Origin of the sequence: Asticcacaulis excentricus, assembly GCF_003966695.1 — a bacterium.
Lineage (GTDB): Bacteria > Pseudomonadota > Alphaproteobacteria > Caulobacterales > Caulobacteraceae > Asticcacaulis > Asticcacaulis excentricus_A.
In genome coordinates, this window is the sequence record NZ_AP018828.1 from 793374 (window position 1) to 820312 (window position 26939).

28 protein-coding genes and 1 tRNA gene are annotated in these 26939 nt (G+C 61.1%); 9 read left to right on the forward strand and 20 right to left on the reverse strand.

What is annotated here, in order from left to right; genetic code table 11:
* Positions 1-43 precede the first annotated feature (43 nt).
* Genes EM6_RS14775 through EM6_RS14810 form a run of 8 tightly spaced genes read right to left on the reverse strand, consistent with a single transcriptional unit; the run spans position 44 to position 6979 of the window.
* A complete protein-coding gene (locus tag EM6_RS14775) occupies positions 44-475 on the reverse strand; it encodes an SUF system Fe-S cluster assembly protein (protein ID WP_232037187.1) in 432 nt (143 codons plus the stop codon).
* Positions 476-480: 5 nt separating this feature from the next.
* Positions 481-1701, reverse strand: coding sequence for an aminotransferase class V-fold PLP-dependent enzyme (locus EM6_RS14780; RefSeq protein WP_126423894.1), 1221 nt, complete (start codon positions 1699-1701; stop codon positions 481-483).
* Positions 1691-2749, reverse strand: coding sequence for a SufB/SufD family protein (locus EM6_RS14785; protein ID WP_126423895.1), 1059 nt, complete (start codon positions 2747-2749; stop codon positions 1691-1693). Before EM6_RS14785 ends, EM6_RS14780 begins: the two co-directional genes overlap by 11 nt.
* A complete protein-coding gene (sufC, locus tag EM6_RS14790; protein ID WP_126423896.1) occupies positions 2749-3498 on the reverse strand; it encodes a Fe-S cluster assembly ATPase SufC in 750 nt (249 codons plus the stop codon). The genes EM6_RS14785 and sufC overlap by 1 nt, the downstream gene beginning before the upstream one ends.
* Positions 3491-3874, reverse strand: coding sequence for a hypothetical protein (locus tag EM6_RS14795; RefSeq protein WP_126423897.1), 384 nt, complete (start codon positions 3872-3874; stop codon positions 3491-3493). The genes sufC and EM6_RS14795 overlap by 8 nt, the downstream gene beginning before the upstream one ends.
* Entirely contained in the window at positions 3871-5337 is a 1467-nt protein-coding gene (gene sufB, locus EM6_RS14800; RefSeq protein ID WP_126423898.1) for a Fe-S cluster assembly protein SufB, read from the reverse strand. Before sufB ends, EM6_RS14795 begins: the two co-directional genes overlap by 4 nt.
* A complete protein-coding gene (locus EM6_RS14805; RefSeq protein WP_126423899.1) occupies positions 5337-6461 on the reverse strand; it encodes a cysteine desulfurase family protein in 1125 nt (374 codons plus the stop codon). Before EM6_RS14805 ends, sufB begins: the two co-directional genes overlap by 1 nt.
* Positions 6461-6979 (reverse strand): Rrf2 family transcriptional regulator, encoded by a 519-nt coding sequence (locus EM6_RS14810; protein ID WP_126423900.1) that lies wholly within the window; start codon positions 6977-6979, stop codon positions 6461-6463. Before EM6_RS14810 ends, EM6_RS14805 begins: the two co-directional genes overlap by 1 nt.
* 200 nt (positions 6980-7179) lie before the next feature.
* Here EM6_RS14810 and EM6_RS14815 point away from each other — a divergent pair, with 200 nt between their 5' ends.
* The gene (locus EM6_RS14815) at positions 7180-7830 is read left to right on the forward strand and encodes an alpha/beta hydrolase (RefSeq protein ID WP_126423901.1); all 651 of its coding nucleotides are present in this window, start codon (positions 7180-7182) and stop codon (positions 7828-7830) included.
* 204 nt (positions 7831-8034) lie between these two features.
* Here EM6_RS14815 and EM6_RS14820 read toward each other — a convergent pair whose 3' ends face one another.
* Complete coding sequence (locus EM6_RS14820) at positions 8035-9165, reverse strand: anhydro-N-acetylmuramic acid kinase (protein WP_126423902.1); 1131 nt, start codon at positions 9163-9165, stop codon at positions 8035-8037.
* A gap of 83 nt (positions 9166-9248) precedes the next feature.
* Here EM6_RS14820 and tyrS point away from each other — a divergent pair, with 83 nt between their 5' ends.
* A complete protein-coding gene (gene tyrS, locus EM6_RS14825; protein ID WP_172961274.1) occupies positions 9249-10502 on the forward strand; it encodes a tyrosine--tRNA ligase in 1254 nt (417 codons plus the stop codon).
* 133 nt (positions 10503-10635) lie between these two features.
* Here the strand turns inward: tyrS and EM6_RS14830 are convergent, their stop codons facing one another.
* Positions 10636-14823, reverse strand: a complete 4188-nt coding sequence (locus EM6_RS14830) for a DUF3971 domain-containing protein (RefSeq protein WP_126423904.1) — start codon at positions 14821-14823, stop codon at positions 10636-10638.
* A gap of 101 nt (positions 14824-14924) precedes the next feature.
* On the opposite strand from EM6_RS14830, the gene EM6_RS14835 reads away from it, so the two are divergent.
* From EM6_RS14835 to EM6_RS14850, 4 genes are all read left to right on the forward strand, one after another.
* The gene (locus EM6_RS14835) at positions 14925-15437 is read left to right on the forward strand and encodes a peroxiredoxin (RefSeq protein ID WP_126423905.1); all 513 of its coding nucleotides are present in this window, start codon (positions 14925-14927) and stop codon (positions 15435-15437) included.
* Between the two features lie 245 nt (positions 15438-15682).
* Positions 15683-16822 carry a peptidoglycan DD-metalloendopeptidase family protein gene (locus EM6_RS14840; protein ID WP_013480216.1) on the forward strand — a complete coding sequence of 380 codons (1140 nt, stop codon included), beginning with the start codon at positions 15683-15685 and terminating at the stop codon, positions 16820-16822.
* A complete protein-coding gene (locus tag EM6_RS14845) occupies positions 16806-17387 on the forward strand; it encodes a bactofilin family protein (protein ID WP_126423906.1) in 582 nt (193 codons plus the stop codon). Before EM6_RS14840 ends, EM6_RS14845 begins: the two co-directional genes overlap by 17 nt.
* Before the next feature lie 202 nt (positions 17388-17589).
* On the forward strand, positions 17590-18495 hold the full coding sequence (locus EM6_RS14850; RefSeq protein ID WP_126423907.1) for a YihY/virulence factor BrkB family protein: 906 nt from the start codon (positions 17590-17592) through the stop codon (positions 18493-18495).
* A gap of 114 nt (positions 18496-18609) precedes the next feature.
* Here EM6_RS14850 and rplL read toward each other — a convergent pair whose 3' ends face one another.
* Positions 18610-18996 (reverse strand): 50S ribosomal protein L7/L12, encoded by a 387-nt coding sequence (gene rplL, locus EM6_RS14855; protein ID WP_013480213.1) that lies wholly within the window; start codon positions 18994-18996, stop codon positions 18610-18612.
* Positions 18997-19035: 39 nt separating this feature from the next.
* Entirely contained in the window at positions 19036-19554 is a 519-nt protein-coding gene (rplJ, locus tag EM6_RS14860) for a 50S ribosomal protein L10 (protein ID WP_013480212.1), read from the reverse strand.
* A gap of 390 nt (positions 19555-19944) precedes the next feature.
* Between rplJ and ftrA the strand changes: the two genes are divergently transcribed.
* The gene (gene ftrA, locus EM6_RS14865; RefSeq protein ID WP_126423908.1) at positions 19945-20973 is read left to right on the forward strand and encodes a transcriptional regulator FtrA; all 1029 of its coding nucleotides are present in this window, start codon (positions 19945-19947) and stop codon (positions 20971-20973) included.
* The gene (locus tag EM6_RS14870; RefSeq protein ID WP_126423909.1) at positions 20957-21577 is read left to right on the forward strand and encodes a tRNA-(ms[2]io[6]A)-hydroxylase; all 621 of its coding nucleotides are present in this window, start codon (positions 20957-20959) and stop codon (positions 21575-21577) included. Before ftrA ends, EM6_RS14870 begins: the two co-directional genes overlap by 17 nt.
* A gap of 6 nt (positions 21578-21583) precedes the next feature.
* Here the strand turns inward: EM6_RS14870 and EM6_RS14875 are convergent, their stop codons facing one another.
* The 4 genes from EM6_RS14875 to rplK all read right to left on the reverse strand — a co-directional run bounded on the left by EM6_RS14875 (position 21584) and on the right by rplK (position 23468).
* The gene (locus EM6_RS14875) at positions 21584-21883 is read right to left on the reverse strand and encodes a type II toxin-antitoxin system RelE/ParE family toxin (RefSeq protein ID WP_126423910.1); all 300 of its coding nucleotides are present in this window, start codon (positions 21881-21883) and stop codon (positions 21584-21586) included.
* The gene (locus tag EM6_RS14880; protein ID WP_126423911.1) at positions 21880-22128 is read right to left on the reverse strand and encodes a type II toxin-antitoxin system ParD family antitoxin; all 249 of its coding nucleotides are present in this window, start codon (positions 22126-22128) and stop codon (positions 21880-21882) included. The genes EM6_RS14875 and EM6_RS14880 overlap by 4 nt, the downstream gene beginning before the upstream one ends.
* A 213-nt stretch (positions 22129-22341) precedes the next feature.
* Positions 22342-23028, reverse strand: coding sequence for a 50S ribosomal protein L1 (rplA, locus tag EM6_RS14885; RefSeq protein ID WP_126423912.1), 687 nt, complete (start codon positions 23026-23028; stop codon positions 22342-22344).
* 11 nt (positions 23029-23039) lie between these two features.
* Positions 23040-23468: a 50S ribosomal protein L11 gene (gene rplK, locus EM6_RS14890; protein WP_126423913.1), complete on the reverse strand. Its 429-nt coding sequence runs from the start codon at positions 23466-23468 to the stop codon at positions 23040-23042.
* A 250-nt stretch (positions 23469-23718) separates the two neighbouring features.
* Between rplK and EM6_RS14895 the strand changes: the two genes are divergently transcribed.
* Complete coding sequence (locus tag EM6_RS14895; RefSeq protein WP_126423914.1) at positions 23719-24483, forward strand: hypothetical protein; 765 nt, start codon at positions 23719-23721, stop codon at positions 24481-24483.
* Positions 24484-24959: 476 nt separating this feature from the next.
* Here EM6_RS14895 and nusG read toward each other — a convergent pair whose 3' ends face one another.
* The 4 genes from nusG to EM6_RS14915 form a co-directional block, all read right to left on the reverse strand.
* On the reverse strand, positions 24960-25529 hold the full coding sequence (gene nusG / locus EM6_RS14900; RefSeq protein ID WP_126423915.1) for a transcription termination/antitermination protein NusG: 570 nt from the start codon (positions 25527-25529) through the stop codon (positions 24960-24962).
* Between the two features lie 13 nt (positions 25530-25542).
* A complete protein-coding gene (gene secE, locus EM6_RS14905; protein WP_172961275.1) occupies positions 25543-25845 on the reverse strand; it encodes a preprotein translocase subunit SecE in 303 nt (100 codons plus the stop codon).
* Between the two features lie 98 nt (positions 25846-25943).
* A tRNA-Trp gene (locus tag EM6_RS14910) sits at positions 25944-26019 on the reverse strand.
* Positions 26020-26124: 105 nt separating this feature from the next.
* On the reverse strand, positions 26125-26922 hold the full coding sequence (locus tag EM6_RS14915; RefSeq protein WP_126423917.1) for an SPFH domain-containing protein: 798 nt from the start codon (positions 26920-26922) through the stop codon (positions 26125-26127).
* Between the last annotated feature and the right edge of the window lie 17 nt (positions 26923-26939).

Consider the following 26939-nt stretch of genomic DNA (forward strand, 5'->3'; position numbering starts at 1 on the left):
CGAAAGGGGGCACATGGGGGAAACCGCGTTTCTCCCATGCGAACTAGAACATATTGAGCTGAAGCTTGGCTTCGTCGCTCATTTTCGAAGAGTCCCACGGCGGATCGAAGACCAGATTGACGTGACAATCGGCAACACCGCGCACGCCCATCACCGCATTCTGCACCCAGCCCGGCATTTCGCCGGCCACCGGACACCCCGGCGCGGTCAGGGTCATATCGACCACCACTTCGCGGTTGTCATTGATATCGACGCGATAGATCAGGCCCAGCTCATAGATATCAACCGGGATTTCCGGGTCGAACACCGTCTTGAACGCCGCGATCAGTTCGTCGGTCAGACGATCCAGCTCTTCCTGAGGGAGCGGTTCGACCGCCGTCGTCTCTTCCGGCGCAAACAGCTCGGCCTGACCCGGTTCGCCAACCGGTTCGCTGGCGTCATCGCCGGACAGGGAAATGATCTCGTGCTTGGACATGGTCATTACTCAAAAAACCCTTGCGCCTTTTCGACCGCCGCAATCAGCGCGTCGATCTCGGCCTCGGTATTGTAAAGCGCGATGGAGGCGCGCACCGTAGACGTCACACCCAGCCGCGTCATCAGGGGTTCGGCGCAGTGCGTCCCGGCCCTCACCGCTATATTGTAGCGGTCAAGGATCTGCGCAACGTCATGGGCGTGGGCCGCGCCCAGAGAAAAGGTCAGGATCGACCCTTTTTCTGCCGCTTCACCATAGATGCGCAGGGCATTGATCTTTTTCAGCCCCGCATGGGCGCGTTCATAGAGCGCCATTTCGTGCGCCGCAGCGGCCTCACGGTCAATCTGCGACAGCCAGTCAATGGCGGCTTTCAGCCCGATGACCTCAAGAATAGCCGGCGTGCCCGCCTCAAAACGGTGCGGCGGCTCGGCGTAGGTGATGCGCTCTTTGGAAACGTGGGCGATCATTTCGCCGCCGCCCTGCCAGGGCGGCATGGCCTCCAGCAGATCATAGCGGCCCCACAAAACGCCCAACCCCGTCGGGCCGTACAGCTTGTGCGCCGAAAAGGCATAGAAGTCACAGCCCAGCGCCTGCACATCGACGGGCAGATGGACCACGCCCTGACAACCGTCGATCAGCACCTTGGCACCCACGGCGTGGGCCTTGTCGGCGATTTCGCGCACGGGGTTGATGGTGCCCAGCACGTTCGACATATGCGCCACGGCGACCAGCTTGACGCGATCGGTCAGCAACTGATCGAACGCCGCCCTATCGAGGCTACCGTCGTCAAGGATCGGCACCCATTTCAGCACCGCACCGGTGCGCTGCGCCAGCATGTGCCACGGCACGATATTGGCGTGATGCTCCAACTCGGTGATGAGGATTTCATCACCGGCCTTGATATGGGCCTGCCCCCAGGTCTGGGCGACGAGGTTCATCGACTCGGTCGCCGACTTGGTGAAGATCACCTCTTCCGGGCTCGCGGCGTTGATGAACTTCGCCACCGTCTCGCGTCCGGCCTCAAAGGCATCGGTCACCTCGTTGGCCAGCCGGTGCAGGCCGCGGTGCACATTGGCGTAGGACTGCGCCATGTGATGGCTCATCGCCTCGATAACCGCGGTCGGCTTCTGCGCCGAGGCCCCGGAATCGAGATAGATCAGCGGCTTACCGTTGATCTGACGGCTGAGGATGGGAAAATCGCGGCGGACCGCTTCGACATCAAAGGGCATAGAATCCCTCCGTCTTGTCGGCGATCCAGTTCAGCACCATCTCACGCAGGGCCTCGTCTTCGATCTGCTCGGCGACCGGCACCACAAAGGCCTGCATCAGGAGGGCGCGCGCCACCTCTTCGGGCATACCGCGCGACTGACAAAAGAACAGCGCCGACTCGTCCAGCGCGCCGATGGTATTGCCATGCGCGCACTGCACATCGTCGGCGTAGATTTCCAGCTCCGGCTTGGCGCGCACGTGCGCCCCGTCATTGAGCATCAGGGCCTGATGGCGCATCCGCGCATCGGTGCCGTCCGCGCCCTTTTCGACATAGATGCGGCCCTGAAAGACCGCTGTGGCGCGGTCCTTGACGAGGCCCTTGATCAACTGCCCCGTCACGCCATCGACCTCGGCGTGGTTGACGCGCGTCGTGTAGTCGAAGTGCGCTGTGTCTTTCAGCAGATAGGCCCCGTGCATCTCGACTTGCGCGCCATGCCCGGCGTGTTCGACATGGGTTTCAAAGCGCTGGAACTTCGCCCCGGTGGCGAAGACGTACTGCTTGAAGACGCTACCCGGCGCGGTGGTCACGGTCGAACGGCGCACCGACACGGCGCTTTCCGGCTCATCGAGAATGACCACGCGGATCAGCGTGGCCTTTTCGGCCAGATCGAAGTGCAGGACCGTGCTCGCGGCATAGTCCAGCGCCCCGCTATAGTCTTCGAGCAGGATAAGGTGTTCACCCGTGCCCAGCGTGATGCGGCCCTCGCCCTGATAACCGGCGACCGCGCCCTCTTCCCCGACATCGCTCAAGTCGAGGTAGAGACGCCCACCCGAACTCTGGACCGCTCTGGAAACGGCGGCTTGCAGGTCAGCCAGTTGCCCGTCACCCGCACAGTGCCAGTAGAAGCCCCCGAAATCACCGGCTTCGGCCTGAAGATGCGTCAGCTCGGCGCGCGCCGGCGCGTCACGCAGGGCGCGCGACAGGTCGGAATATTTCCATTCCTCATGACGCCGTGTCGGGTAGGACGACGGGTCGAACAGGTCGAGCGGGGTCAGGTCAAACGCCATTACGCCGCCTCATTGACATAGCGGTCATAGCCGTGCGCTTCCAGCTCCAGCGCCAGTTCCGGGCCGCCCGAATGGACGATCCTGCCACCAACGAGGATGTGAATGCGATCGGGTTTGATATGATCGAGCAGGCGCTGATAGTGGGTGATGACCAGCATCCCGCGATCAGAACTACGCAGGGCATTAACGCCGTCCGACACCACCTTCAGCGCGTCGATATCAAGCCCCGAATCCGTTTCATCGAGGATCAGGAACTTCGGTTGCAGCAGCGCCATTTGCAGCACTTCCATGCGCTTCTTTTCGCCGCCGGAGAAGCCGACATTGAGCGGACGTTTCAGCATGTCCATGTCGATTTTCAGCGTCTTGGCGACCTCGCGGATGGTCTTGAGGAATTCGGGAGCCGACATCTCCTCTTCGCCACGCAGTTTGCGCTGGGCATTGAGCGCCGTGCGGATGAAGGTCATGGCCGGCACGCCGGGGATTTCCAGCGGATACTGGAACGACAGATAAAGCCCCGCCGCGGCGCGCTCATGCACGTCCTTCTCCAGCAGGTCTTCGCCATTGAAATCGACCGCCCCTTGCGTCACTTCGTAATTCGGCCGCCCGGCCAGCGTATAGCCCAGCGTCGATTTCCCGGCGCCGTTGGGGCCCATAATGGCGTGCACTTCACCCGCCGGAACGTTCAGGTTCAGGCCCTTGAGGATGGTCTTATCGTCAACGCTGACGGTGAGGTTTTCGATATTAAGCATTGTTATTGTTCTCTTCTTCCGTGGCCAGACCGAAAGTTTGCGTCACCTCGATCTTGCCAACGATGGCCGCGTTGAAAGCGTCAAGCTCCTCCGCAGGCACCCAATATTCCTCGTGTTCACGCCCACCAACGATCTTCTTTTCGTAGGCGCTCAGAACATCCGTCCGCACGTCAAAGCGGGTCACATAACCCCGGTGGTCATCATTATGAACCGCATTCCAGTCGCGAGCGATTTGAGCGGCATAGCCTTCATTCGTAACCGGATAGAAAATGGGCTGCTCAGGCAAACGCGGCGGAAACGCGCTCCATCCGGTCGCTTCGATCAGTCGAAGTTCGGCAGTGCCTACGGGACGATAGAGTGTAGTGGCTTCCGTCATCCCACGCTCCCTTCAAGGCTGATGGCCAGCAGTTTCTGCGCCTCGACGGCAAATTCCATCGGCAGTTCCTGCAACACTTCGCGCACGAAACCGTTGACCAGCAATGCCACCGCCTCTTCCTGCGACAGGCCGCGCTGCATGGCGTAGAACAACTGATCCTCGCTGAGGCGGGTCGTCGTCGCCTCGTGCTCGAACTGCGCCGAAGCGGTGTCGGACTCAACATAGGGCACGGTGTGGGCGGCACAGGTCTTGCCGATCAGCAGGCTGTCGCACTGGGTGAAGTTACGCGCCCCGCCGGCCTTGGCGTGGGCCGAAACCAGCCCGCGATAGGTGTTGGACGACTTGCCCGCCGACACGCCCTTGCTGATGATGCGCGAACGGGTGTTCTTGCCCAGATGGATCATCTTGGTGCCGGTATCGGCCTGCTGCATCCCGTTGGTGACGGCGATGGAGTAGAATTCCCCCACGCTGTCGTCACCGCGCAGGATGCACGACGGGTATTTCCACGTCACCGCCGAACCGGTTTCCACCTGAGTCCACGACACTTTCGAGCGCGCGCCCCGGCAATCGGCGCGCTTGGTCACAAAGTTGTAGATACCGCCCTTGCCTTCGGCGTCGCCAGGATACCAGTTCTGCACGGTCGAATATTTGATCGAGGCGTCTTCCAGCGCCACCAGCTCGACCACGGCGGCATGAAGCTGGTTTTCGTCGCGCATCGGCGCCGTGCAGCCTTCCAGATAAGAGACGTAAGCCCCCTTGTCGGCGATAATCAGAGTGCGTTCGAACTGACCGGTATTTTCGGCATTGATGCGGAAATAGGTCGAAAGCTCCATCGGGCAGCGCACACCGGGCGGCACATAGACGAACGACCCATCCGAAAACACGGCGGCGTTCAGCGCGGCAAAATAGTTGTCCGAGACCGGCACGACCGAACCGAGATATTCTTTCACCAGTTCAGGATATTCGCGTAAGGCTTCGGAAATAGAGCAGAAAATGACACCCGACTTCTTCAGCTCGTCCTTGAAGGTGGTGACGACCGACACCGAATCGAACACCGCATCGACGGCGTATTTCGGCGCCGTGGCGACACCGGCCAGCACTTCCTGCTCTTTCAGGGGTATGCCCAGCTTGGCATAGACGGCAAGCAGTTCCGGATCGACCTCGTCCAGACTGTTTAGTTTGGGCTTGGGCTTGGGCGCGGCGTAGTAATAAAGGTCCTGATAATCGACCTTCTGATAATGGACCTTGGCCCAGTCGGGTTCGTCCATCGACTGCCAGCGCTCAAAGGCCGCCAGACGGTAGTCGAGCATCCATTGCGGCTCGTTCTTCTTGGCCGAAATGAAGCGCACGATGTCGGCATTGAGTCCCTTGGGCGCGTATTCCGTCTCAATATCGGTGACGAAACCGTGCGCATAGGTTTCAAGCTTTTGAACCGTTTCAATGGTTTCCTTGACCGCTGCCATCAGGCGCTTTCCTTTACTCTACCTGCTTGTCGGGCGTGATGCTTCGCATAGCCCGTGGACCAAACCTCTATGAATTGTTGCCAGTCGGCGGCGCTTGTCGTCCATCCGGACGAGACGCGCAAGGCCTTGTCGGCGACGTCCGTAAGGCCCATGGCCTCCAGAACGCGGCTCGATTTGACCTTGCCCGACGAACAGGCCGACCCTGACGAGACGCAGACGCCCGCCATATCCATGTGGATAAGCTGAAGCTGCGCTGTCCAGTCGGGGACGGTGAAACAGGTAATCCCCGGCGCGCGCGGGGCCTCTTCGCCGACAATGGTCGCACCGAGCGCCTTCAGGGCCGCCTCGGCCTCGGCCTGAGCGGCATCGGTCATCGGACGCGCGTGGCGGGTGGCTTCGGCAAAACCGGCGATCCCGGCGATGTTTTCCGTGCCCGCGCGATGGCCGAACTCCTGCCCGCCGCCGGTAATGGCGGCGCGGATGTCGCGGTCCGCGCTGTAGATCAGCGCGCCCACGCCCTGCGGCCCGCCGATCTTGTGCGCCGCCAGCGACAGGCTATCGGCCCCCAACGCATCAAAGTCGATCTCGACCTTGCCCGCCGCCTGCACCGCATCGACGTGCAGCCAGCCACCGGCGGCGTGGACCTGATCGGCAATCTCACGGATGGGGTTGATCACGCCGGTTTCGTTATTGACCCACATGATGGCCACGAAGGGCTTGCCGCCTGCGTTCAACAGTTGAGAGAGCGCCTGAAGATCGACCACGCCTGACCTTAGCAATGGCGCATAAGCCACGGGCAAACCGTAGCTTTCGGCAGCCTTATAGACGCTGTCGTGTTCCCCGGCGCTGACAATCAGGCGATCAAAGCCGCGCGACTGGCTAAGCGCCAGTTGATTGGCCTCCGTGCCGCCCGATGTGAAGACCAGACGCGCCGGACCGACGCCGTTGACGAACGCCAAAACGGCGTTGCGCGCCTCTTCGAGCCACAGCTTGGCCTTACGCCCCAGGGCGTGCACGGACGAGGCATTGGCCCCGATTTCCCACGCCCGGAGCATGGCCTCGCGCACCTGCGGCCGGATCGGCGAGGTGGCGGCATGGTCCAGATAGAGGGGCGCGTCTGCCATCAGGCCAGTTCCCTTTGGGCATCGACCGGGAAACGGTTTTCGATCGTCACCCGCTTGCGCGTGCGCTTATGCACCACGTCGTTCAGCGATACGGTCGAAAGGTAATCGTGGATGGCAAAGCCCAGATCTTCCCACAGATTATGCGTCAGGCAGCGCTGACCGCCCGGCATACAGCCGATTTCGCGCGCCGCATGTTCCTTAGACAGACGTTTATTGGCCCCCAGCTTGTTGGACGTTAAAGCGCAGCGCGTCGCCTTGATCGGCTCATCGACGGCCAGTACGATCTCACTCACGAACAGGGCATCCGCCGTCCGCGCCAGCGTGTAGCCGCCGCCGGGACCGCGCGCGCTTTTGACCAGCCCGGCCTTGCGCAGGCGGGCAAAGAGCTGCTCCAGATAGGACAGGGAAATCTGCTGACGCTCTGAAATTTCGGACAGGGAGATGGGCTTGCCCTGCGCATTGAGCGCCAGATCCGTCATGGCCATGACGGCGTAACGTCCCTTGGTCGATAATCTCATGCCGTCAGTCCTGTGGCTGCCCTCGGCTAAATCGCAACAGGTCGATGAAAAACCTGCCCAAAGCCGAAAAGAGTGTGCTAAACGGCTTGCCTGATAAGGGGGCGCCGTCTTCCCTGCGCGGGACATAGTAATCCTGACTATTATAGTCAAGAATTATGCGCCGCACCATGACACATTTTATTACGAAACAAGGGTTCTATATGCCTGAAGTGATCCTCGCCGGCGCCGCCGGTCGAATTGAGGCCCGATACACCGCCGGAAAGACGGACAACGCGCCCATTGCCCTGATCCTTCACCCCCACCCCAAGGCCGGCGGGCACATGAACAACCCGGTGACGGCGCAGTTGTTCCACCTGTTTATGACGCGCGGTTTCTCGGTGCTGCGCTTCAACTTCCGCGGCGTCGGCAAGTCGCAGGGCGAATTCGATTCGGGTATCGGCGAACTGGCCGATGCGGCGACCGCGCTCGACTGGCTTCAGGCCAAGAACCCGACAGCCTCGCAATTCTGGGTCGCGGGCTATAATTTCGGGGCCTATATCGGTATGCAATTGCTGATGCGCCGTCCGGAAACCGACGGCTTCATCTCGGTATCGCCGCCGGCCAATGCCTATGATTTCAGCTTCCTGGCCCCCTGCCCGGCCTCAGGCCTGTTCATCAACGGCTCGGCCGATTCGGTGGTGCCGCCGACCGAGGTCGAGCGCGTCGTGGCCAAGCTGCGCACGCAAAAGGGCATCACCATCGCCCACGAAGTCGTAGACGGCGCGGGCCACTTCTGGACCGAGCACCTGCCGGAAATCGAAGGCCGCGTCGGCGGTTATCTCGATCGCCGTCTGGCCGGTGAACTGGAATAGGGGTTAAAGGACGCTTCGGCGTCCTTTTTTATGGCCGCGAATGGAGTTTAGCCACGAAAAACACGAAAAGCTGGAAAAGCGGCTGTGTGAATTTTTTCAGCGTGTAGCGCCGATCTGGTAGTGCCTGCGGACTAACGCGGCCCTGCGGGCTACGGCAGGATCAAAAGCTTTTTTCCAATTTTTCGTGTTTTTCGTGGCCAATTCTTAAGCGCTGCGGCGTGCGCTTTCGGGGCGATAGATGACCCCACCGGTAAGCGGCGTCTTCACTCCCGTGGTGCCGGGGAAGGAAATCGGCAGCCCTTTCAGCGACCGTGCGGCCATATAGGCAAAGGCCTCGGCCTCGATCGCACCGCCGCGCCAGCCGAGGTCTTCGGCAATACGCACGGGCGCAATGTTGGCCAGACGCTCACGCAGCACCTTGACGAGGTGGCGGTTATTACGGCCGCCGCCGCACAGAACGATAGCCGAAGGGGTCACGCCCGCGCGCACGATCTCATGGCGCAGGCTTTCGACGGTAAAGGCCATCAGGGTCGCCATGCCGTCTGCGTGGCTGAGGTGACGCACACGCTCCAGCGTAAAGTCGTATCGGTCCAATGACTTGGGCGCAGGCGCTGCGAAATAGGGGTGGCTCAGATAATCGGCTACAATGGCCATATCCGCCCGGCCTTGTGCGGCCACCGCGCCACCTTCATCGAACCATTGGCCGGTGTGTTGCCGCATCCACTGATCCATCAGGCCGCTGGCCGGGCCGGTATCGAGCGCCGTCAGGCTGTCCCCGCTAATCACGGTGATATTGGCCACGCCCCCCAGATTGACGACGACTACGGGCAATGCCAGCCGCGCCTTGTGCGCCAGCGCGCGGTGATAGACGGGCGCCAGCGGGGCCGCCTCACCGCCCGCTTCGATATCGGCACGGCGGAAGTCGCAGACGACGGTCAGGCCGGTTTTATCCGCCAGATAGGCCCCATCAAACAACTGCACCGTCCGTCCCGGCACGCTGTCCTTTGGCCGTTCGTGCAGCACGGTCTGCCCATGCACCCCCAGGGCGTCAAAATCCTGCACATTCAGACCGTTTTCGCTTAAAAACTGATCTAAAGACTGAAGATGATAATCGGCGATCACGCGCCGCGCCGTGGCGAAACTGTCCGGTTCCGCCGCACCGCGCGGCCATCGGAGCGCGTCCTTTGTGGCGGCCTCCAGAACGGCGCGCACCTCAGCCGGCATGGGCTTTTCAGCAAAGGGCCCGAAGCTCAGCTTAGCCTCACCGTCAGTTTCCAACACCGCCATGTCGATGCCATCGAGCGAGGTGCCGGTCATAAAGCCGATGATTTTCATGCGAAAAGCCTATGGAAAAGCGGGGGCTACGTGTTAGACGCAACTTGCACGCAAACCCGCGTGACAGCAACATCGTTAGAGACATGACCTCCTTCAAATCCGATTTCCTCAACGTCCTCTCGGAGCGCGGTTTCATCCACCAGTGCACGGACGCGGAAGCCCTCGATACGCTGGCTTCTGCCGGACCGATCACGGGTTATATCGGCTATGATGCCACGGCTTCGTCGTTGCACGCCGGGCATCTGGTGCAGATCATGCTGCTCTACTGGCTGCAAAAGACGGGCAACAAGCCGATCGTTCTGATGGGCGGCGGCACGACCAAGGTCGGCGACCCGACCTTCAAGGATACCCAGCGTCCATTGCTGACCGACGAGCAGATCCATTCGAACATGAACGGCATCAAGTCGGTCTTCAACAGCTTCCTGACATTTGGAGACGGCGCGACCGACGCCATCATGGTCAATAATGACGACTGGCTGTCGGGTTTTGGCTATATCGAATTTCTGCGCACATTCGGCACGCACTTCACCATCAACCGTATGCTGACCTTCGACTCGGTCAAGCTGCGCCTTGAGCGTGAGCAACCGATGACCTTCCTCGAATTCAACTACATGCTGATGCAGGCGGTCGATTTCCGCGAACTGAACAGCACCTATAACTGCGTCCTGCAAATGGGCGGTTCAGATCAGTGGGGCAATATCGTCAATGGCGTCGAACTGACGCGCCGCCTGAACCAGAAAGCCGCCTTTGGCCTGACCACGCCGCTTCTGACCACCGCGTCGGGCGCCAAGATGGGCAAGACGGTGGGCGGTGCCGTGTGGCTCAATGCCGACGCGCTTTCGCCCTATGACTACTGGCAATACTGGCGCAACACCGAAGACGCCGATGTCGGCAAGTTCATGCGCCTGTTTACCGACCTGCCCATGGACGAAATCCGCCGCCTCGAAGCCCTGCAAGGGGCGGAAATCAATGAGGCCAAGAAGATCCTCGCAGACGCGGCCACGCGCCTGGTGCACGGCGAAGCGGCGGCCGCCACGGCCCGCGACACGGCGCAAAAGGCCTTTGAACAGGGTGTGCTTTCCGCCGATCTGCCGACGGTCGAGGTGGCGCGCGCCGAGCTTGAGGCCGGGATCATGCTGGCGGCCCTGACCACCCGGATCGGCCTCACGGCGTCCAACGGCGAAGCCCGTCGTCTGGCTCAGGGCGGTGGCCTGCGCGTCAATGACACGGCCATCGCCGACGGCAATCAGGCCGTGACTCTGGGCGATCTCAATGCCGACGGCGTGATCAAGGTTGCTCAGGGCAAGAAGAAGATCGTGCTGGTCAAGCCGGTTTAAGCGACAAGTCGCAAGGTCTTGGGGCCGCAGGCCCCAAACCCCATAACCCACAAAAGGAAAGGCCGGAGCTTGAACTCCGGCCTTTCCTTTTGGCTCCCGTTGACGGGGTGTGGGGCCCGCGGCCCCACGACTCTTAACTCTTCCTCGGCGAGGTCACATCGACCGGCGGCAACGGGTCTTCGTGTTTTTCATCCAGAATGCGCCGCAGGAAGCCCGGCAGGACCAGCGAGAACGGGTTGATCTCGGCCTGCGGCGTGCCGAAGCGGCCCTTGAGGCGGTATTTGAGACCCAGCACGCCTTCGCCTCGATTGGAGGTCAGGGCGTCGCCAACCAGTGGAATGCCAGCAAAGGCGGCGTTGACGCCATAGGCCGGGATCAGGGTGCCGTGATAGTCCATGGTCTGTTGGCTGAAATCCTGCGCGCCCCAGACATTGATGCGCAGGGCGTCGCCCTTGGCCCAGCCATTGCGGATAAACAGGTAGTTGTCGCGGTAGCGGATGGGGAATTCATAGTCGTCGAACTTGATACCGGCCCCGGACAGGGTGTCGGACAGGCCGCGCAGCGAGGCCAGGGTCAATACCTGCCCCAGAGCCGGTATCTGCTTGACGCGGATGTCTTCGCCTTTGAGCGTGGCGTCGATCTGACCATTGCGATAGACGCCCTCAATCACGGCATCGCCGCCCGACAGACGCTTGTCACCCAAGGCGGTCGCCACGAGGTCACCGAGATCGTCGGCTTCGAAGGTGAAGGCCGTGTAGTCGTTTTGCGGCTTGAAATCGAGCGTCACCAGCGAGCCCAGACGAGTCAGGGCCGAGCCTTCGCCGGCAACCACATTGCGTCCGTCCCAACCGGCCTTCAGTTCGACCTCGCTGAACACGCCGTCCTGAGAGGTACGCACCGCGCTGATATCCACCAGCAAGCGCACGGGCCGGTCAAGGTGCGGTGCCGTGTCAACCGTTGCTGCGGGGGCGCGCGGCAGCTCAGCCGCGGTGACCGGGCGGGCGTCGGTGACGGTCGGCTGGGTGCGCGGCGGATTGAACCACGGCCGCACATCAAGGCGTTTTCCACGCAAGGTCAGGGTCTGCACCCCTGAGGCGTCAGCGGGCGACAGGCGCGCGGTTAAATCTGCGAAGTCTTTGAGATAAAGTTTTGAAAAATCGACATAATCGACTTCGCCCGACTCTTTTACGGACACCTTCCCCTCGACCTCAATACGCTCACCCGTGGCCCGGATACGCGGCATATCGAGGCCGCCGCCGCTGCGTTCATCGAAGCTGATCGACAGTCGGGCCGCCTCGCCCACCGGCTTGACCCAGTCGCTGCGTGCCAGTTGCAGCCGCGTCGGCGTGGCGTCGATGTCCAGCACCGCCGCCGAAATCTGCGCCGGAGACAGGGCCCCCAACGCGCGGTTTTCCGTCTGATAGAGGTTGAGTTCAAACCCGACCTTACCGTCCAGTTCAAGGCTATGGCTGACATAGCCGAGCCGCCCCAGAAACGCGCGGTCCACCATCCCCCCGATGCGCGCCCACGCCTTGGGCGGGCCGAACAGGAAGCTGGCCCCATCGCTGTCGGGCAGGTCAAACGTCAACAATTGATCGCCGATAAACACATCGCCGTCTATGCCGCGAAGGTCCTGTTCCCAGCGTGCAAACACGGGCAGGGTTTCCTGTGGATTGAACCAGGCGCGCGGCAGGCCGAGCGCGTACATCTGCTCCGGCGTCAGGCGCGTGGTCAGGGTGCGTTTGGGCGGTTTGTCGCCTTCATCGGTCCAGTCGAGGACGGAGTTGATGTCGCCTACGCGGATGCGGGCTTCGCGCGACTCAGCATCAAGCCCGATATTGACCGTCAGGGGCCGCGTCTCGCTGAAATAGGGCAAGGCCCCCAGACCCAGCAACCGGGCGCGTTCAGGGGAGATATTGGCCTTATAGACCAGTCGCGGATGCTGGCTGTCGATATAGGCCAGATCGCCGGAAAAGCCTTCGGCCGCCACCTCACCCGTCCACACGTCACCCGACCGGCGCAGACGGATGTCGGTGGGAATTTCGGGACGGAAGCGCCCGAAGATGGGCAGGCCCTGCCCCTTCATGCCATCGCTCAGCGTATTGCCGGACAGGACGACCTGCGTCGGGCGCGGTTCCGGGCCATCCCAGTTGACCGTGCCGTTGAAGATATCGGACTCGATCCGGCCCTTGCCGATATTGTTGAACAGCTCCAGTTGCCCGCGAATGGCGACGCGCTTGGTGGGCGAGCCGCCAAACTGCCGCGCATTAAAGCTGCCTGTGAAGTCGATATATTGCATGGTCGGCTCGAACTGCGTCCGATAGCCGATCTCACCGGCATAGGGGCCCAGTTTGGCCGGACCGCGCACCTCAAGACGGTTGGCCAGATAGTCGCCCGTCACCGTCAGGTCGCCTTCGAGAATGTCCCAGCCCAGCGCCGCCTGTTTGAGGCCGGCATTGCGGATCTTGCCCGAAAAGGTCAGGTCGAGGTTTTTGAGCGTCAGATTGTCAAAGGTCGGAAAGCGAATATCGAGCCGCGTTTCGGCGTCACCGCTCAGACGATCGCGCGTCAGCCCTTCCTTTTGCAGATGCCCGCCGGTCAGCGGGTCAATGGCTTCGATCAGTTGCGCCGCCCCGCTTTGCGCCGTCAGCCAGATATGGGTTTCGGCCCTGGGCGCGCGGCGTTTATGGAACTGCGGCACGGAGACGCCGCCGCCGGTCAGCGGCACCTCGACCAGATGGCCGCCGCGCAGGCTGAGGTCGAAGCTGGTCCCCTGCAACAGGCCCGTCCCGTATAGCCCGGTGGCGTCCTGCAGGCGGCTATCGACGCTGAGGCCCATGTCGCGGAAGCCAAAGGTCAGGCGCAGGTCCTCCTTTTCCAGTTGCCCGTCACGGAAATGACCCGGCGGGGCTTTCAGCACGAAATCGGCATTGGAATAGGTGCCGCCCTTGATGCGGCGGATCAGGTCGCCGCGGGTGATCGGCGTCAGGTTTTCCGGCCAGAAGGCGAACACCACCTCCTTGCGGAAATCGCCGTCGATGCGTGCCGTCAGATCGGCCCCCAACTGGCCCTTGTCATCCGTGTAGAGCCGCCCCTTCGTCGTCAGCGGCGCATCCACCAGCAGCGCCTTGCCCGACTCGATGTCGAGCTGCCGCAGGTCAGGCGTATAGGTGCCCTTGAAATGCACCTCGGTCAGGGTCTGGGCCGGGAAGTCGTCGGCCAGTTGCCCGGTGACGCGCGGCCCGGCGAAGTCAAAATGCACCGCCATCTTGCGGTCGCGTTTGGGGTCTTCGGGCGTCATGAACACACGACCCGACAGGTCGGTATCAATGTAGCGCGAGTCGAGCCGGAAGGTGGTGAAGCGCACGGTGCGCGTTTTGGGGACGTAGTCGGCCTTGAGGCTCAAGGCGTCAAAATCCTGTGCCGACTTGCCGAAATCATAGCTGCCCTTGCCGGCGGAAATATCGAGAAAGGCGCTCTCGATGCCGGTGCGCGCCGCGTATTTCAGATTGCCGCGCCCATTAATCGCTGCACGAAAATGCGACAGCCCTTTCAGCGACCCTGCTGACGGGAATATCTGCGACGGGATAAGGTCACGGATTTCCGCCTGAACCTCGGCGGTGCGCAGGTCCGTCTGCGCCCGCGCGTCCAACATGAGTGAGGCCTTGCGCCCCTGCGTTTCGACGTCCAGACCAATTTTTGAGCGGATCAGCCTGTTGCGCTTGGAAAAGTCGATCTGCGTCACGCGGGCGCGCCAGTCGAGCGGCGTCCCCACCTGCCGGAAGGCCAGGGTGCCATTGGTCAGATGGACCTCACGGGTATAGCTCAGCGGGCGGCCCAGCGTCTCCTTGCCGGTCAGGTCGTAGAAGAGGCGCTCAACCGCGAAGGCTTCCGGATTGCCTCTCGCCTCATAGCCCAGTTCGATGCGGCCATTGGGCGACGCCGACAGCGCCACAAAAAACCGGTCCGCCGTCAGCCGTGCCGGGGCCAGATGCCACCAGATCAGGCTGTCGAGCGCCAGCGCCGCCTCCATCTGATCGGCGGAGGCCACTGTGCGCCCGGCCTTGTCCTTCAGCAGCAGGTCGTCAAACCGCAGACCCAGCGCGTTGGAATCATGGAACCACACGAGGTCGAGGTGTTTCAGGCTGGCCTCGGCCCCCGGAATGGTGCGCTCCAGCCGAGATACGATCAGGAAGCGTAGCCCGTCAATGCGAATGGGCCCCTGCGACAGGCACCCGACAAACACCAGCGCCATCAACAAAATGACGCCGCTCAGGCTAAGCCTCCAGTGTTGTCTGAGCAGGGTGATCAGGCTATTCACGAAGATCCGAACGCACGCGCCGGGCGTACCACAAAACGAAACCAATAAGACCGCCAGTGTGCGGCGTTCTTTTTCTCATAAGATTAACCGAAGGCATTGTCATGGCAAAAAATTTGTCGAAAAAGTCAGATGGCGAGTCCGCAGCCGACGCATTCGCGCCCTTCCCTCTGCCCGACTTCACCCTGCCCGGCGATGATGGCCAAAACTGGACGCCAGACAGCCTCAAGGGTCGCTGGACCGTGCTGTTCCTCTACCCCGCCGACAACACCCCCACCTGCACGCAGGAAGCCATCGACTTTACCGCCGCCATGCCGCAGTTCGAAGCCCTTGGCGCGCAGGTCATCGGCCTGTCGAAGGACGATCTCAATAGCCACGCCCGCTTCAAAACGAAACACGCCCTGACACCTGTCCTGCTTTCGGACACCACGCCGGGGCTGATCGAGGCGCTGGGGGCTTGGGTTGAAAAGTCGATGTACGGCAAAACCTATATGGGTACCGACCGCTCCACCTGGCTGGTTGATCCGCAAGGCGTGGTGCAGGCCGCGTGGCGCAAGGTGCGCATCAAGGGCCACGTTGAGGCCGTGCTCGACACTCTGCGGGCAAAAATCGCGTAAGCGGCGAAATTTCCTATTGACATTCTATTTTCACAATAACCGCGTTACGCGGCACTTTTCTTGAAACAGGCGATTTTGTCCCTACCAAAACGGGACATATCGCCTGAAAACCCCCACCTTAACCTTCTGTTTTAAAACAGCTTGCAGGTTCGGTGTGCGGCGCATCATCCGGCGATTCGATTAAGGCTTGCCAAAGCGCATTTGGTTAAGTCATAATTAAAATCAAGTGGAAGGGCGCGGGTGTTATGCCTAAGAGAAGCTTTCATCGCCTCAGGAGCGCTCTGGAACAAACCTTTCCGGAGCGGCATCTTTACATCCGCAGTGGCGACGAAACCCACGGTTACATTCTCAGCACAGGCAAACAATTCGGCTTTGCGGTACTGGCCACCATCGGTCTGACCTGGCTGGCCATGAGCACCGGGGCGGTCTTTTTCATGGCCATTTCCGGTGGTAACGGCGCCGAAAAGCAGATCATGATGGCGCGAGCCCAGTCCGAGCGCCTCGTCGCTGACCGTCAGGCGCGTCTGGATGTGCTGATGAAGCAGAGCGAAGCCTCCTCCGGTTCGCTGGAGCAACTGGCGCAGACGGTCGAAAAGCGCCACGGTGCGCTGGTCCAGATTCTTCAGGATTTCAAAGGCGTTCCCGGTGCGGCTCCGGCTCTGGCCCCGGCGCGCATCGACCCATCCATGCCGCCGGTGGAACGCATCTATGCGGTGCGTGCCGAACAGGAACGCATGGTGTCCAAGGCTGAGACATTCGCCAAGTCGCGCGCCGAGCGTCTGCGCCTGGCCTTCCGTCTGGCCGGGCTCAATCCGCAAAGCTATGCCGGTGCGGGCTCAAGTGCGCTTTTGGAAACGCGCGACGCCAAGGAGTTGGCGACATTTCTCGATGTCGATCAAGGCTTTGCCGAACGCATCCGCAGCGCAGCGCTCAATCTGTCGGACATGCGCGGCCTCGAAAAGTCGTCGCGCGTCCTGCCTTTTGCCCGCCCGACGGTCAATACGCGCATGACCTCTGGCTTCGGCGTGCGCTTCGATCCCTTTACGCGCCGGCCCAAAACGCATGCTGGCCTGGATTTTGCTGGACCCTTCCTGACGCCGATCCATGCCACGGCGCCCGGCATTGTCTCCTTTGCCGGGGTGCGCAGTGGCTATGGCAACTGCGTCGAAATCGACCACGGTAACGGCTTCAAGACCCGTTACGCCCATATGCAGTCCTTTGCCGTGCGCGCCGGTCAGCGTGTTGGCGTTGGTCAGCGGGTGGGCGCGATGGGCTCAACGGGCCGCTCCACCGGTGTTCACCTTCATTATGAGGTCTGGCTCAATGGCCGTCCTCAAAACCCTGCGCGCTTCGTAAAGGCTGGAGACTATGTTCAACAAAACTAGCAAACCCGTCCGTCCTCAGTCCGACGCCAGTCGCGCGCCGGTCAAGGCCAACACCCCGCCGCCGCTGGACATGTCCACGGTCAATATGAAGACGTCCGGCGCACCCGCTCCGGCCCCGGCACCGGCGGCCCCCACCGTGTCGCGCGGTGCCCCGTCGCTTCTGGCCGCGCATCTGCGCATCGAAGGCAATATCAACGGCACGGCGGATCTTCAGGTCGATGGCAATGTACGCGGCAATGTAAAGGTCGCCCACCTGATCGTCGGTGAAGCCGGCAATATCGAAGGCGATGTCGAAGCCGAAACCATCGAAGTGCGCGGTCGCGTCGTCGGCAGCATTTCGGGTAAGGCCGTCAAGCTCTATTCCTCGGCCTATGTCGAAGGCGACATCACGCACGAAACCCTGTCGATCGACATCGGGGCCTTTTTCCAGGGTCGCTGCCTGCAAAGCCGCCCGGCTCAGCCCGCCCCTGCCCCGGTGGTTCAGACCGCCCCGGCCAGCTATACCAGCGGCGACGCCACGGCGATGAACAGCTATGATTTCAACGCGCTGTCGGACCTGAAATAATACCAAGAGTCATTTTCAATGACTCTCGGTATTCCTTTCGAGACTGTCTCATGTCGCTGATACACATGAGTCAGTCTCGTGTCTTCAACGGCCGGATGCGTTGAGCATCTTCGGCCGTTGGTATAAGGTCTGATCGAAAGTTTGGGATAAGACGCCGGAAAAGGATTAATCTTTTTCCGGCGTCTTTGCGTTTGATACCCCTATGACCCATACACCCCCACATGCCCGTCCGCCCCTGAGCCTCAGCCTGCTGGGGCGTATGCTGCTGGAAGCCCTGCACGAATGGAATGAAGACAAGGCCCCGCGGCTGGGGGCAGCGCTGGCCTTCTACAGCATCCTGTCCATCGGGCCGCTGCTGCTGATCGTCACCGGCATAGCGGGCATTGCCTTCGGGCGTGAGGCGGTCAATGGCTATATGATGGCCGAACTGAGCGCCCTGATCGGCAATCAGGGGGCCGGTGCCGTGCAGACCATGCTCAGCGGCGCATTTAACCCGCAACAGGGGTTGGTGGCCACGGTCATCGGCTTTGTGACCCTGATCATTTCGGCGACCGGCTTCTTTGCCCAGCTTCAGGAGGCGATGAACGACATCTGGAACGTCGAACCGCCGCGCCTGCACTGGAAAGTCTTTATCCAGAAACGGCTTCTGTCGTTTGCGCTGGTGGTCGGGATCGGCTTTCTGCTGCTGATCTCGCTGGTGGTGTCGGCGGGGCTGGCGGCCTTCAGCGCGTTCATTTCGCCCTATATCCCTGCGCCCGTCATGGCCCTGATCAATCTGATCCTGTCGTTCGGCGTGGTGACCTTCCTGTTTGCCATGACCTTCAAAATCCTGCCCGATGCGCGCATCGAATGGAGCGATGTGTGGGTCGGGGCGGCCATTACCGCCGTGTTGTTCAGCTTCGGCAAGCAACTGATCGGCCTCTATCTGGGGCAAAGCGCCCTGTCCTCGGCCTATGGAGCGGCCGGGTCGCTGATCGTGCTTCTGGTGTGGATCTACTATTCGACGCAGATCTTCTTTTTCGGCGCGGAGTTCACGCAGGTCTATAGCCGCCACCTGGGTAAGGCCATCCAACCGCGACGCAAACGCAAGGCTGCCCCGGAAATGTAAAAAGCCCGGATCTTGCGATCCGGGCTTTCTATTTCGTTTGTCGCGCATTTGCGTCCGAAAACCGCTACACACTTTTCGGAATGCGCTGTTTTGACTTTCCGAAGAAAGGCGAAATTACTTAACTTCGACCTTGGCGCCGGCGTCTTCCAGCTTCTTCTTGATGTCCGCCGCTTCTTGCTTCGAAACGTTTTCCTTGACGGTCTGCGGAGCGCCTTCGACGAGGTCCTTGGCTTCCTTCAGGCCGAGCTCCGAACGGATGCCACGGATTTCCTTGATCACGTTGATCTTCTTGTCGCCGCCGTCAACCAGGACGACGGTGAATTCGGTTTGCTCTTCGACGGCTTCCGCCGGAGCGGCAGCAGCGCCACCGGCGACGGCAGCGACGGCGACCGGAGCGGCGGCCGAGACGCCCCACTTGTCTTCGAGGAGCTTCGACAGTTCAGCAGCTTCCAGAACGGTCAGGGCGGACAGGTCGGCGACCAGTTGTTCGAGTTTGGACATGGTATTTCCTTAAGGATGAGATGGGTTGGGAATGAGCTGTTAGGCGTTTTCTTTGGTCGCGTAAGCGTTGAAAACGCGAGCCAGTTGGCCGGCAGGCGCCTGAAGCACGCCAGCAACCTTGGTCGCCGGGGCCTGAAGCAGACCGATGAGCTTGCCACGCAGTTCGTCCAGCGACGGCAGGGTGGCCAGAGCCTTGACGCCATTGGCGTCGAGGACGGTCGTCCCTTCCATGATGCCGCCAACGATCTTGAACTTGTCATTCTCTTTGGCGTACTGGGCGGCGATTTTCGCGGCCGTCACCGGATCATTGGCGTAGGCGAGCACGGTCGGGAACTTGAACAGGGCATCGCCTTGTTCACCCGCAGCGCCAGCCAGAGCCTTCTGAGCCAGACGGTTCTTGAACACTCTGAGAACCGCGCCTTCCTTACGAAGACGCAGACGCAGATCAGCCATTTCCACAAAGGTCATGCCCGAATACTGGGCAACAACCACGGAGCCGGATTCGGCGAAGACGCTCTTAAGCTCTTCAATCGATTCGGCTTTTTTAGCGCGGTCCATTGTGGCCTCCAATTGAGGATTGCTTTGCGGGACAATCCCGCAAAGGTGAAACGACTTAAACGTCCCGGTTACCCGGAACGGCAAAGTCACTGTCCATGATGAGAGGCAAAGGCAACCGGACCACGCTGCCCTTAAGGCAGACATGAAATCCTAGAGGCGTTTCGCGTCCCGTCTATATTCGGGTTCCGGCGGCTACCGGAAACTTATGGAACAGGCGGCCCCTGCTCCCACGAAGGTCTCGGACAGAACGGAGGGAAACCGAAATTCCCACACCGAGGCGGCTCCCTTACCCGTAAGTCGCCACAAAAGCAAGAGGCCCCTGACATTTATTGCGTTGGCCGCGGTTCAGCGCTATGGCTTTTGGCAGATATTGGCCCGAAAGGCAAAATCATGCCAAAGACCCTGCTCAATCACGATGTCTGCGCCCTCGCCTTCGACGGGATGCCCTTGTTTGAGTTTTCGATCGCCGTTGAGCTGTTCGGGCTGGAACGCCCGGAAATGGGACCGGACTGGTATCGCTTTCAGGTGGTCAATGTCGAAGATGGCACCTGCCGCACGACAGCGGGCCTCTCACTCACGGCCACAGGGCCGCGCGAGTGGCTGGAGACCGCGGGCACGCTGATCATCCCCGGCTGGCCGCTGGACAAGCCTATTCCTGACGGTTTGGTGGCGCTGATCCAGCGCGCCTATGCGCGCGGGGCCCGCATCGTCACCATCTGCTCCGGGGCCTTTGTGCTGGCCGCCGCCGGGTTGCTGAAAGGGCGGCGCGCCACGACCCACTGGAAATATGTTGAGCACGTCAAATGCCACTGGCCGGAGGTCGAGCTGGTGCCGGACGTGCTGTATATCGACGAAGGGCAGATCCTGACCTCGGCCGGGAGTGCCGCCGGGATCGACCTGTGCCTGCACGTCATCCGCCGCGATTTCGGCCCCGAAGCCGCCAACAAGGTCGCGCGCCGTCTGGTCGTGCCACCGCACCGAGATGGCGGTCAGGCGCAGTATATCCAGAAGTCCGTGCCCATCGAATATGAGCGCAACCGGCTGGGGCCCCTGCTCGACTATATGCGCGAATGCCTGGATCAGCCGCACACGGTGGCGCAACTGGCCCGCCGCGCCGGTATGAGTGAGCGCACCTTCCTGCGCCGCTTCGAAGAAGCCACCGGCACGACCCCCGCCAAATGGCTGATGCAGGTTCGCTTGCAAATCGCGCGCGACCTTCTGGAGGCGACGACGGACAGTATCGACCTCATCGCCCACACCTGCGGTTTCGGCAGCGCCGCCAACTTCCGCCACCACTTCCGCGAACAGCTTTCGACCACGCCCACGGCCTACCGCCAGACCTTTCAGCGTTTACCGCCTGCGGCGACTTGCGCCCCGTCGCCGGATTTGGCAGAGGCAGGCTATGCGTACCGATCTTGACGACATACTGACCTTTCTGGGTTCTGCGACGCCGCCCGAATGGATTGAAGCCGCCCTGGCCCATCAGGACATACTCCTGCTCGATCACAAGGCGTGCGAGTACAAGGCGGCTTCCAACGCCATCAACCTGATGGCCAAGTATCAGACCCATGCCGAGCTGGTGGACGCCATGAGCCGACTGGCGCGCGAGGAACTGGTCCACCACGAACAGGTGATGAAGCTGATCAAAAAGCGCGGCATTGCCCTGCGCCCTCTGTCGGCGGCGCGCTACGCCTCCGGACTGCGCACAATGGTCCGGCGCAGCGAGCCCGGCATGATGACCGATATTCTGGTCATCTCGGCCTTTATCGAGGCGCGTTCGTGTGAACGCTTCGCGGCCCTCTACCCGCATCTGGATGACGAATTGGGCAAGTTCTACAAGGGCCTGCTCGACAGCGAGGGCCGCCATTTCCGCAACTACCTCAAACTGGCGCATCTCTATGGCGACGCCGATGACGTCGCGGCGCGCATCGACGCCATCCGCCCGGTCGAACAGGCCCTGATCCACGATCCCGACCCGGAATTCCGCTTCCACAGCGGCTTACCGGCGCTGGTGGCGGCGTGACAGACATTACGCTTCTTTGGCCAGTAAGGATGGATGGTCCTGCGCCGCGTTCAGGACTTGGATAATCACGATCCGGGCCGCTTCAACGCGATAAAAGATCAGATAGCGCCTGAACGGCTTGCGCCGGATGCCGGAGGCTTCAAATCCTGACACCAGAGGATAGGCCAAGGGCATATCGGCCAGCGCCAGAGCCGCCTCCACGATTTCATTGACGAAGCTGATGGCGCGCGCCCGGCTGTCCAGCGCTATATAGTCGGCTATGGCCTCAAGGTCTGACTCAGCCGCCGCCGAAACAACGACCTTCATGTGTCAGAAGCGTATTTGGACAACAGACGCGCCCGCACCTCTTCGATGTCGGTAACGCGCCCGGCTTCAACGTCAGACACGCCGCGCGTCAGGGCATCGTTCAATCGGAGGCTCTCGTTTTCACGGGCCTCCAGCATCCGCACGCCCTCACGCAGGATTTCGCTGCGCGAGCCGTAACGACCAGAGGCAATCAAATGGCTGACCACCTCTTCCAGATGCGGACCCAGATTGACGCTGCCGGACATGGGGCACCTCCATTATGAAATAATAAACCTCACCCCGGCAGACCGCAAGTCAGACGCAAAAAAGCCGCCCCGTTGCCGGAGCGGCTTTTTAAAATCGTTAAATCGGGATGGCGTAGCGAAAACCGTTAGCTGATGAGGAACGGAGCCCAGCGTACTTCAGTACGTGAGCACTGTATCGCAAGCAGATGAGGGTTTGCAGCCCGTCAACGCGATTTAGAGCGCGGAGGAGGTATCGACCTTCACGCCCGGCCCCATGGTCGAAGACAGCGAAATCTTCTTCACATAGAGACCCTTGGCACCCGACGGACGGGCCTTCACGAGGGCGTCCACCAGAGCCTTGGCATTGGCTTCGAGCTGCTCGACGGTGAACGAGGTCTTGCCGATGCCGGCGTGCACGATCCCGGCCTTTTCGACGCGGAATTCGACGGCGCCCGACTTGGCGTCCTTGACGGCCTGAGCGACGTTCGGGGTCACGGTGCCGACCTTCGGGTTCGGCATCAGGCCGCGCGGGCCCAGCACCTTACCAAGGCGACCGACCAGAGCCATCATGTCCGGAGACGCGATAACACGGTCAAAGTCCATGAAGCCGCCCTGAATCTTTTCGACCAGGTCTTCGGCACCGACGACTTCGGCACCGGCGGCCAGAGCTTCCTCGGCCTTCTTGTCCTTGGCGAACACGGCGACGCGGACGTCCTTACCCGTGCCCGACGGCAGTTGAACAACGCCACGGACCTGCTGGTCGGCGTGGCGCGGGTCAACGCCCAGGTTGACGGCGATCTCGACCGACTCGTCGAACTTGGCCTTGGCATTGGCCTTCACGACGCCCAGAGCGTCGGTCAGGTTGTGCAGCTTGTCGGCCTCGACGTTCCAGGCCTGAATGCGCTTTGCAATCTTGGTCATCAGAATTCCCCTTAATCGACGATCTTCAGACCCATCGAACGGGCCGAGCCCTCGATGATCTTGGCGGCGGCGTCGATGTCGTGAGCCGAAAGGTCCTTCATCTTCTTTTCGGCAATTTCACGCAGTTGCGCCTGCGTGATCTGGCCGGCCGAGTCACGACCCGGCTTCGACGAACCCGACTTCAGGTTCAGCGCCTGCTTGATGAAGAAGGTTGCCGGCGGCGTCTTGGTGACGAAGGTGAACGACTTATCCTGATACACCGTGATGATGGTCGGGAGCGGCGTGCCTTTTTCGACGTTTTCAGTGCGGGCGTTGAATTCCTTACAGAAACCCATGATGTTGACGCCGCGCTGACCCAGAGCCGGGCCGATGGGGGGCGAAGGCGTGGCAGAGCCAGCCTTCACCTGGAGCTTGATGTAGCCCAGGATTTTCTTAGCCATTGGATATCTCCATAAAGTCCCGATCTTTTGGGACGTTGTGAGCCGTGGTGCGGGTCGCCCCTTCCACGGATTTAGCTCCGTCCGAAGACGAAGAGCGGGTGCCTTAGACGAAAAGCCCCGTCACCGCAAGGGCGATTATGCGGTTTCGTGGCAAACCAAGGCTTCCAGCGAGCAGGGGCACGGCCCCTGCACCCGGTTTAGGGGCGCGAAATCTATCCCCGCCAAAAAAAGCGCGGTTACCCTTTGGGGCATGACCGAGACGACGGACATGGCTGGCTCTCTAACCCCCGAACAGCGGCGCGAACACTTGCGCGCCTATGCGGATCGGATGCTGCTGGCCTTAAGCGCGATGGACGCGCCTGAAACGCCGGACGCGGTCACCAAGGGCATCCGCACGGCGCTGATGATCGAGCGCCTCTATGCCCGCTGCGACGCCTCTCAGGCACAGGCGCACAAGCACGCCATCGCCGCCATCGAGGATCAGGTAAAGCTGAAAAACAAACTCGAATGGTCCGGAAACTGGCTCGACAAGGCGCCGGATGTGCCCTTCATCACGCTCAAACCCGAGGCACTCAAAGGGATGCAGTGGCCATGCCCGCCGCGCGATTACGTCGGCGAACTCAAGGCCAGGATCGACCAGATCAAGGCCGCTTCGCAACCCAAGCCACAGCCACAGCCTGCACCCGCGCCGGTCGCGCCGGTCGCGGTTACACCCCAGCCCAAGCCGAAATCTGAACCTGCGGCCCCGTCGCGGCCCCTGACGCCACAGGAAATGGCTCTGCGGGAGCGCGTGCTGAACACGGTCGCCATCCCCCGGCCGCAGGATACGCCGTTAACGGAGCACGATTACGGCCTGATCCGCGACGAGGATGTGGAAATCCTGCACGGTGACCGGCTGCCTCGCCTTTATGAAATGGGCGAAACGCGCGACACGCTGCTGAAAGCGCTCAAAGCCTATAGCCGCGAAGACCTCAACCTGTTGTGGCCCGATCTGTTCCCGCTGGATACGGGGTGAAGGGGTTAGCCACTGAAGATTTAGCCACGAAACGTAGTTCGGCGAAGCCAAAAGACACGAAATTAGCCGTTAAAGCGCCCGGCCCGCAGGGCCCTTACCTTTGTGCGGCCTGCACGAGTGAGGGGCGCTGCGCGCCGAAGGGATTTGAACCACAGATTACACAGATTTCACAGATAGGCGCTGCGCGCCCCTGCGTGACGCAGACACGGATAATCTGTAAAATCTGTGTAATCTGTGGTTCCTAAAATCTCGCGTGGCACAGCGCTGCATTTGACAAGTTAGACGCAGACCTGTGCCACAGGCTCCCGTTCGTGCTTTTTGTGTTTTTCGTGGCTAAACCTTCTTAGCCTCACATTCGGGGTCCGGGGTCAACTGACCCCGGAGACATTACCCTTGCTCAGAACCCAAACGCGCAAAAAACAAACCCCACATAGCCGGGCTACATGGGGTTTGCGTCAGCGGATTTACGAAGACGATCAGACGGTCTTTTCGACCTGACCGAATTCCAGATCGACCGGGGTGGCGCGACCAAAGATCGACACCGAGACCTTGAGGCGGGCATGTTCCTGATCGACGCTTTCGACCACGCCATCGAACGAGGCGAACGGGCCGTCGATGACCTTGATCTTTTCGCCGATGTCGAAGGACAGGACGGTCTTGGGCTTTTCGGCCGCGACTTCGACGTTACCGACGATGCGCTGAACTTCCTTTTCCGAGACCGGCATGGGCTTTGAGCCCGAGCCGAGGAAGCCGGTGACCTTGGGGGTGTTCTTGACGAGGTGGAAAGCTTCGTCGGTCAGTTCCATCTTCACCAGCACGTAGCCGGGGAAGAATTTGCGTTCGGAGTTGAACTTGCGGCCGCGACGGACTTCGACGACTTCTTCGGTGGGGACGAGGATTTCGGAGAACTTGTCCTCAAGGCCCTGCGCCTTGGCCTGCTCGCGCAGGGATTCGGCCACCTTCTTTTCAAAGTTGGAATAGGCGTGGACGATGTACCACTTGTGCTTGGGGTTCGGTGCGAGCGTCGCTTCCAGGGTTTCGGCCATGTGTTGTGAGCCCTTAACGTCCGATATTGATGAGCGAGTTGACCGCGAATCCCAGTCCGCCGTCAACGATATAGAAGAACGCACAGGCGACAACGACCATGATGAATACCATTACCGTGGTGATCCAGGTCTCCTTGCGCGAGGTCCAGGTGATCTTGCGCGCTTCCTGACGGACTTCGGAGAAGAATTTGGCCGGGCTGGTGCGCTTCTTCGGGGTGACGGCTTCGCAGCCGGCGGCCTTGGCGGCAGCTACGGGGGCGACCGCGACTTTGCGCGCGCTTTCTACCGTCGGGGTCGAAGGGGGCTTTTTAGCCATAGGTTTCTCGTCCAGCTTTCTCAAGGGATGCGCGTAACAGGCGCTTCCAGCACAAATGAGGCTCGAAATCGCGATTTCAAGCCTCATTTGCGATGAAATGGCAGGGGCAGAGGGACTCGAACCCACGACTTCCGGTTTTGGAGACCGGCGCTCTACCAGCTGAGCTATACCCCTGTGTGAAGCCGACCTGTTGTGACAGGCGGTTTCAGAGGAAGTCGCGTGTATCAGCGGTTGGCGCAAAGGGCAAGCCACCGCTACGCAAAATCCACCAAAAACTTGTTATTCGCCGGAAAGCTTCTTCGCCGCGTGCAGCAGTTCCTGCGGGAAGCCAAGGATGATGGTCGAATTCTGCTCGGTGCCGATCTCTTGCAGAGTCTGAAGGCGGCGCAGTTCCATCGCGCCCGGTGCCTCGGCAATGGCCATGGCGGCGGCGCGCAGGGTTTCGGACGCCGCCTGCTCGCCCTGCGCCTTGATCAGACGGGCCTTGGCTTCGCGGGTGGCTTCGGCTTCCTGAGCCAGGGCGCGCTGCATCTGCACCGGAATGTCGAGATCGCGCATTTCCACAGCGTCAATATCGACGCCCCACTTGTTCGCCGCACGATCAAGCTGGGTCATCAGGAGGGCGTTGATCTGCTCACGACCTTTAAGGATGGCATCCAGATCGTGCTGACCAATGACGTCCCGCAGCGAAGTTTCGGCGGCCTGAAGCACCGCCGTATGCGGGTCGAGCACGCTGTTGACCGCCTTGGCCGGGTCGTTGATGCAGTACCAGACCACGGCGTTCACCTTCACCGCCACGCCGTCGCGGCTCAGGGTTTCCTGCGTCTGGAGATTAACCGAAAGGATACGCACATCGACCTTGGTGCTCCATTCGATGAACGGGATGATCCAGAACAGACCCGGCCCGCGCACATTGACGAAGCGCCCCAGCCGATAGACGACGGCGCGCTGGTATTCCTGATTGATGCGGAAGCCCTGAATGACGAAGACAAGCAGGATGACGGCGATCGTCGCGACCTGCATAAAATTGATGCGCCATCCGCCAAGCGCCGACAGGCCGTCCAGCAGGGTCTGCATGACACCCCTCCCCCCAA

Excerpts from the sequence above, each read along its gene's own strand:
- EM6_RS14775 (WP_232037187.1), bottom strand. The coding sequence starts at position 475 with ATGTCCAAGCACGAGATCATTTCCCTGTCCGGCGATGACGCCAGCGAA.
- EM6_RS14780 (WP_126423894.1), bottom strand. The coding sequence starts at position 1,701 with ATGCCCTTTGATGTCGAAGCGGTCCGCCGCGATTTTCCCATCCTCAGC.
- EM6_RS14785 (WP_126423895.1), bottom strand. The coding sequence starts at position 2,749 with ATGGCGTTTGACCTGACCCCGCTCGACCTGTTCGACCCGTCGTCCTAC.
- sufC (WP_126423896.1), bottom strand. The coding sequence starts at position 3,498 with ATGCTTAATATCGAAAACCTCACCGTCAGCGTTGACGATAAGACCATC.
- EM6_RS14795 (WP_126423897.1), bottom strand. The coding sequence starts at position 3,874 with ATGACGGAAGCCACTACACTCTATCGTCCCGTAGGCACTGCCGAACTT.
- sufB (WP_126423898.1), bottom strand. The coding sequence starts at position 5,337 with ATGGCAGCGGTCAAGGAAACCATTGAAACGGTTCAAAAGCTTGAAACC.
- EM6_RS14805 (WP_126423899.1), bottom strand. The coding sequence starts at position 6,461 with ATGGCAGACGCGCCCCTCTATCTGGACCATGCCGCCACCTCGCCGATC.
- EM6_RS14810 (WP_126423900.1), bottom strand. The coding sequence starts at position 6,979 with ATGAGATTATCGACCAAGGGACGTTACGCCGTCATGGCCATGACGGAT.
- EM6_RS14815 (WP_126423901.1), top strand. The coding sequence starts at position 7,180 with ATGCCTGAAGTGATCCTCGCCGGCGCCGCCGGTCGAATTGAGGCCCGA.
- EM6_RS14820 (WP_126423902.1), bottom strand. The coding sequence starts at position 9,165 with ATGAAAATCATCGGCTTTATGACCGGCACCTCGCTCGATGGCATCGAC.
- tyrS (WP_172961274.1), top strand. The coding sequence starts at position 9,249 with ATGACCTCCTTCAAATCCGATTTCCTCAACGTCCTCTCGGAGCGCGGT.
- EM6_RS14835 (WP_126423905.1), top strand. The coding sequence starts at position 14,925 with ATGGCAAAAAATTTGTCGAAAAAGTCAGATGGCGAGTCCGCAGCCGAC.
- EM6_RS14840 (WP_013480216.1), top strand. The coding sequence starts at position 15,683 with ATGCCTAAGAGAAGCTTTCATCGCCTCAGGAGCGCTCTGGAACAAACC.
- EM6_RS14845 (WP_126423906.1), top strand. The coding sequence starts at position 16,806 with ATGTTCAACAAAACTAGCAAACCCGTCCGTCCTCAGTCCGACGCCAGT.
- EM6_RS14850 (WP_126423907.1), top strand. The coding sequence starts at position 17,590 with ATGACCCATACACCCCCACATGCCCGTCCGCCCCTGAGCCTCAGCCTG.
- rplL (WP_013480213.1), bottom strand. The coding sequence starts at position 18,996 with ATGTCCAAACTCGAACAACTGGTCGCCGACCTGTCCGCCCTGACCGTT.
- rplJ (WP_013480212.1), bottom strand. The coding sequence starts at position 19,554 with ATGGACCGCGCTAAAAAAGCCGAATCGATTGAAGAGCTTAAGAGCGTC.
- ftrA (WP_126423908.1), top strand. The coding sequence starts at position 19,945 with ATGCCAAAGACCCTGCTCAATCACGATGTCTGCGCCCTCGCCTTCGAC.
- EM6_RS14870 (WP_126423909.1), top strand. The coding sequence starts at position 20,957 with ATGCGTACCGATCTTGACGACATACTGACCTTTCTGGGTTCTGCGACG.
- EM6_RS14875 (WP_126423910.1), bottom strand. The coding sequence starts at position 21,883 with ATGAAGGTCGTTGTTTCGGCGGCGGCTGAGTCAGACCTTGAGGCCATA.
- EM6_RS14880 (WP_126423911.1), bottom strand. The coding sequence starts at position 22,128 with ATGTCCGGCAGCGTCAATCTGGGTCCGCATCTGGAAGAGGTGGTCAGC.
- rplA (WP_126423912.1), bottom strand. The coding sequence starts at position 23,028 with ATGACCAAGATTGCAAAGCGCATTCAGGCCTGGAACGTCGAGGCCGAC.
- rplK (WP_126423913.1), bottom strand. The coding sequence starts at position 23,468 with ATGGCTAAGAAAATCCTGGGCTACATCAAGCTCCAGGTGAAGGCTGGC.
- EM6_RS14895 (WP_126423914.1), top strand. The coding sequence starts at position 23,719 with ATGACCGAGACGACGGACATGGCTGGCTCTCTAACCCCCGAACAGCGG.
- nusG (WP_126423915.1), bottom strand. The coding sequence starts at position 25,529 with ATGGCCGAAACCCTGGAAGCGACGCTCGCACCGAACCCCAAGCACAAG.
- secE (WP_172961275.1), bottom strand. The coding sequence starts at position 25,845 with ATGGCTAAAAAGCCCCCTTCGACCCCGACGGTAGAAAGCGCGCGCAAA.
- EM6_RS14915 (WP_126423917.1), bottom strand. The coding sequence starts at position 26,922 with ATGCAGACCCTGCTGGACGGCCTGTCGGCGCTTGGCGGATGGCGCATC.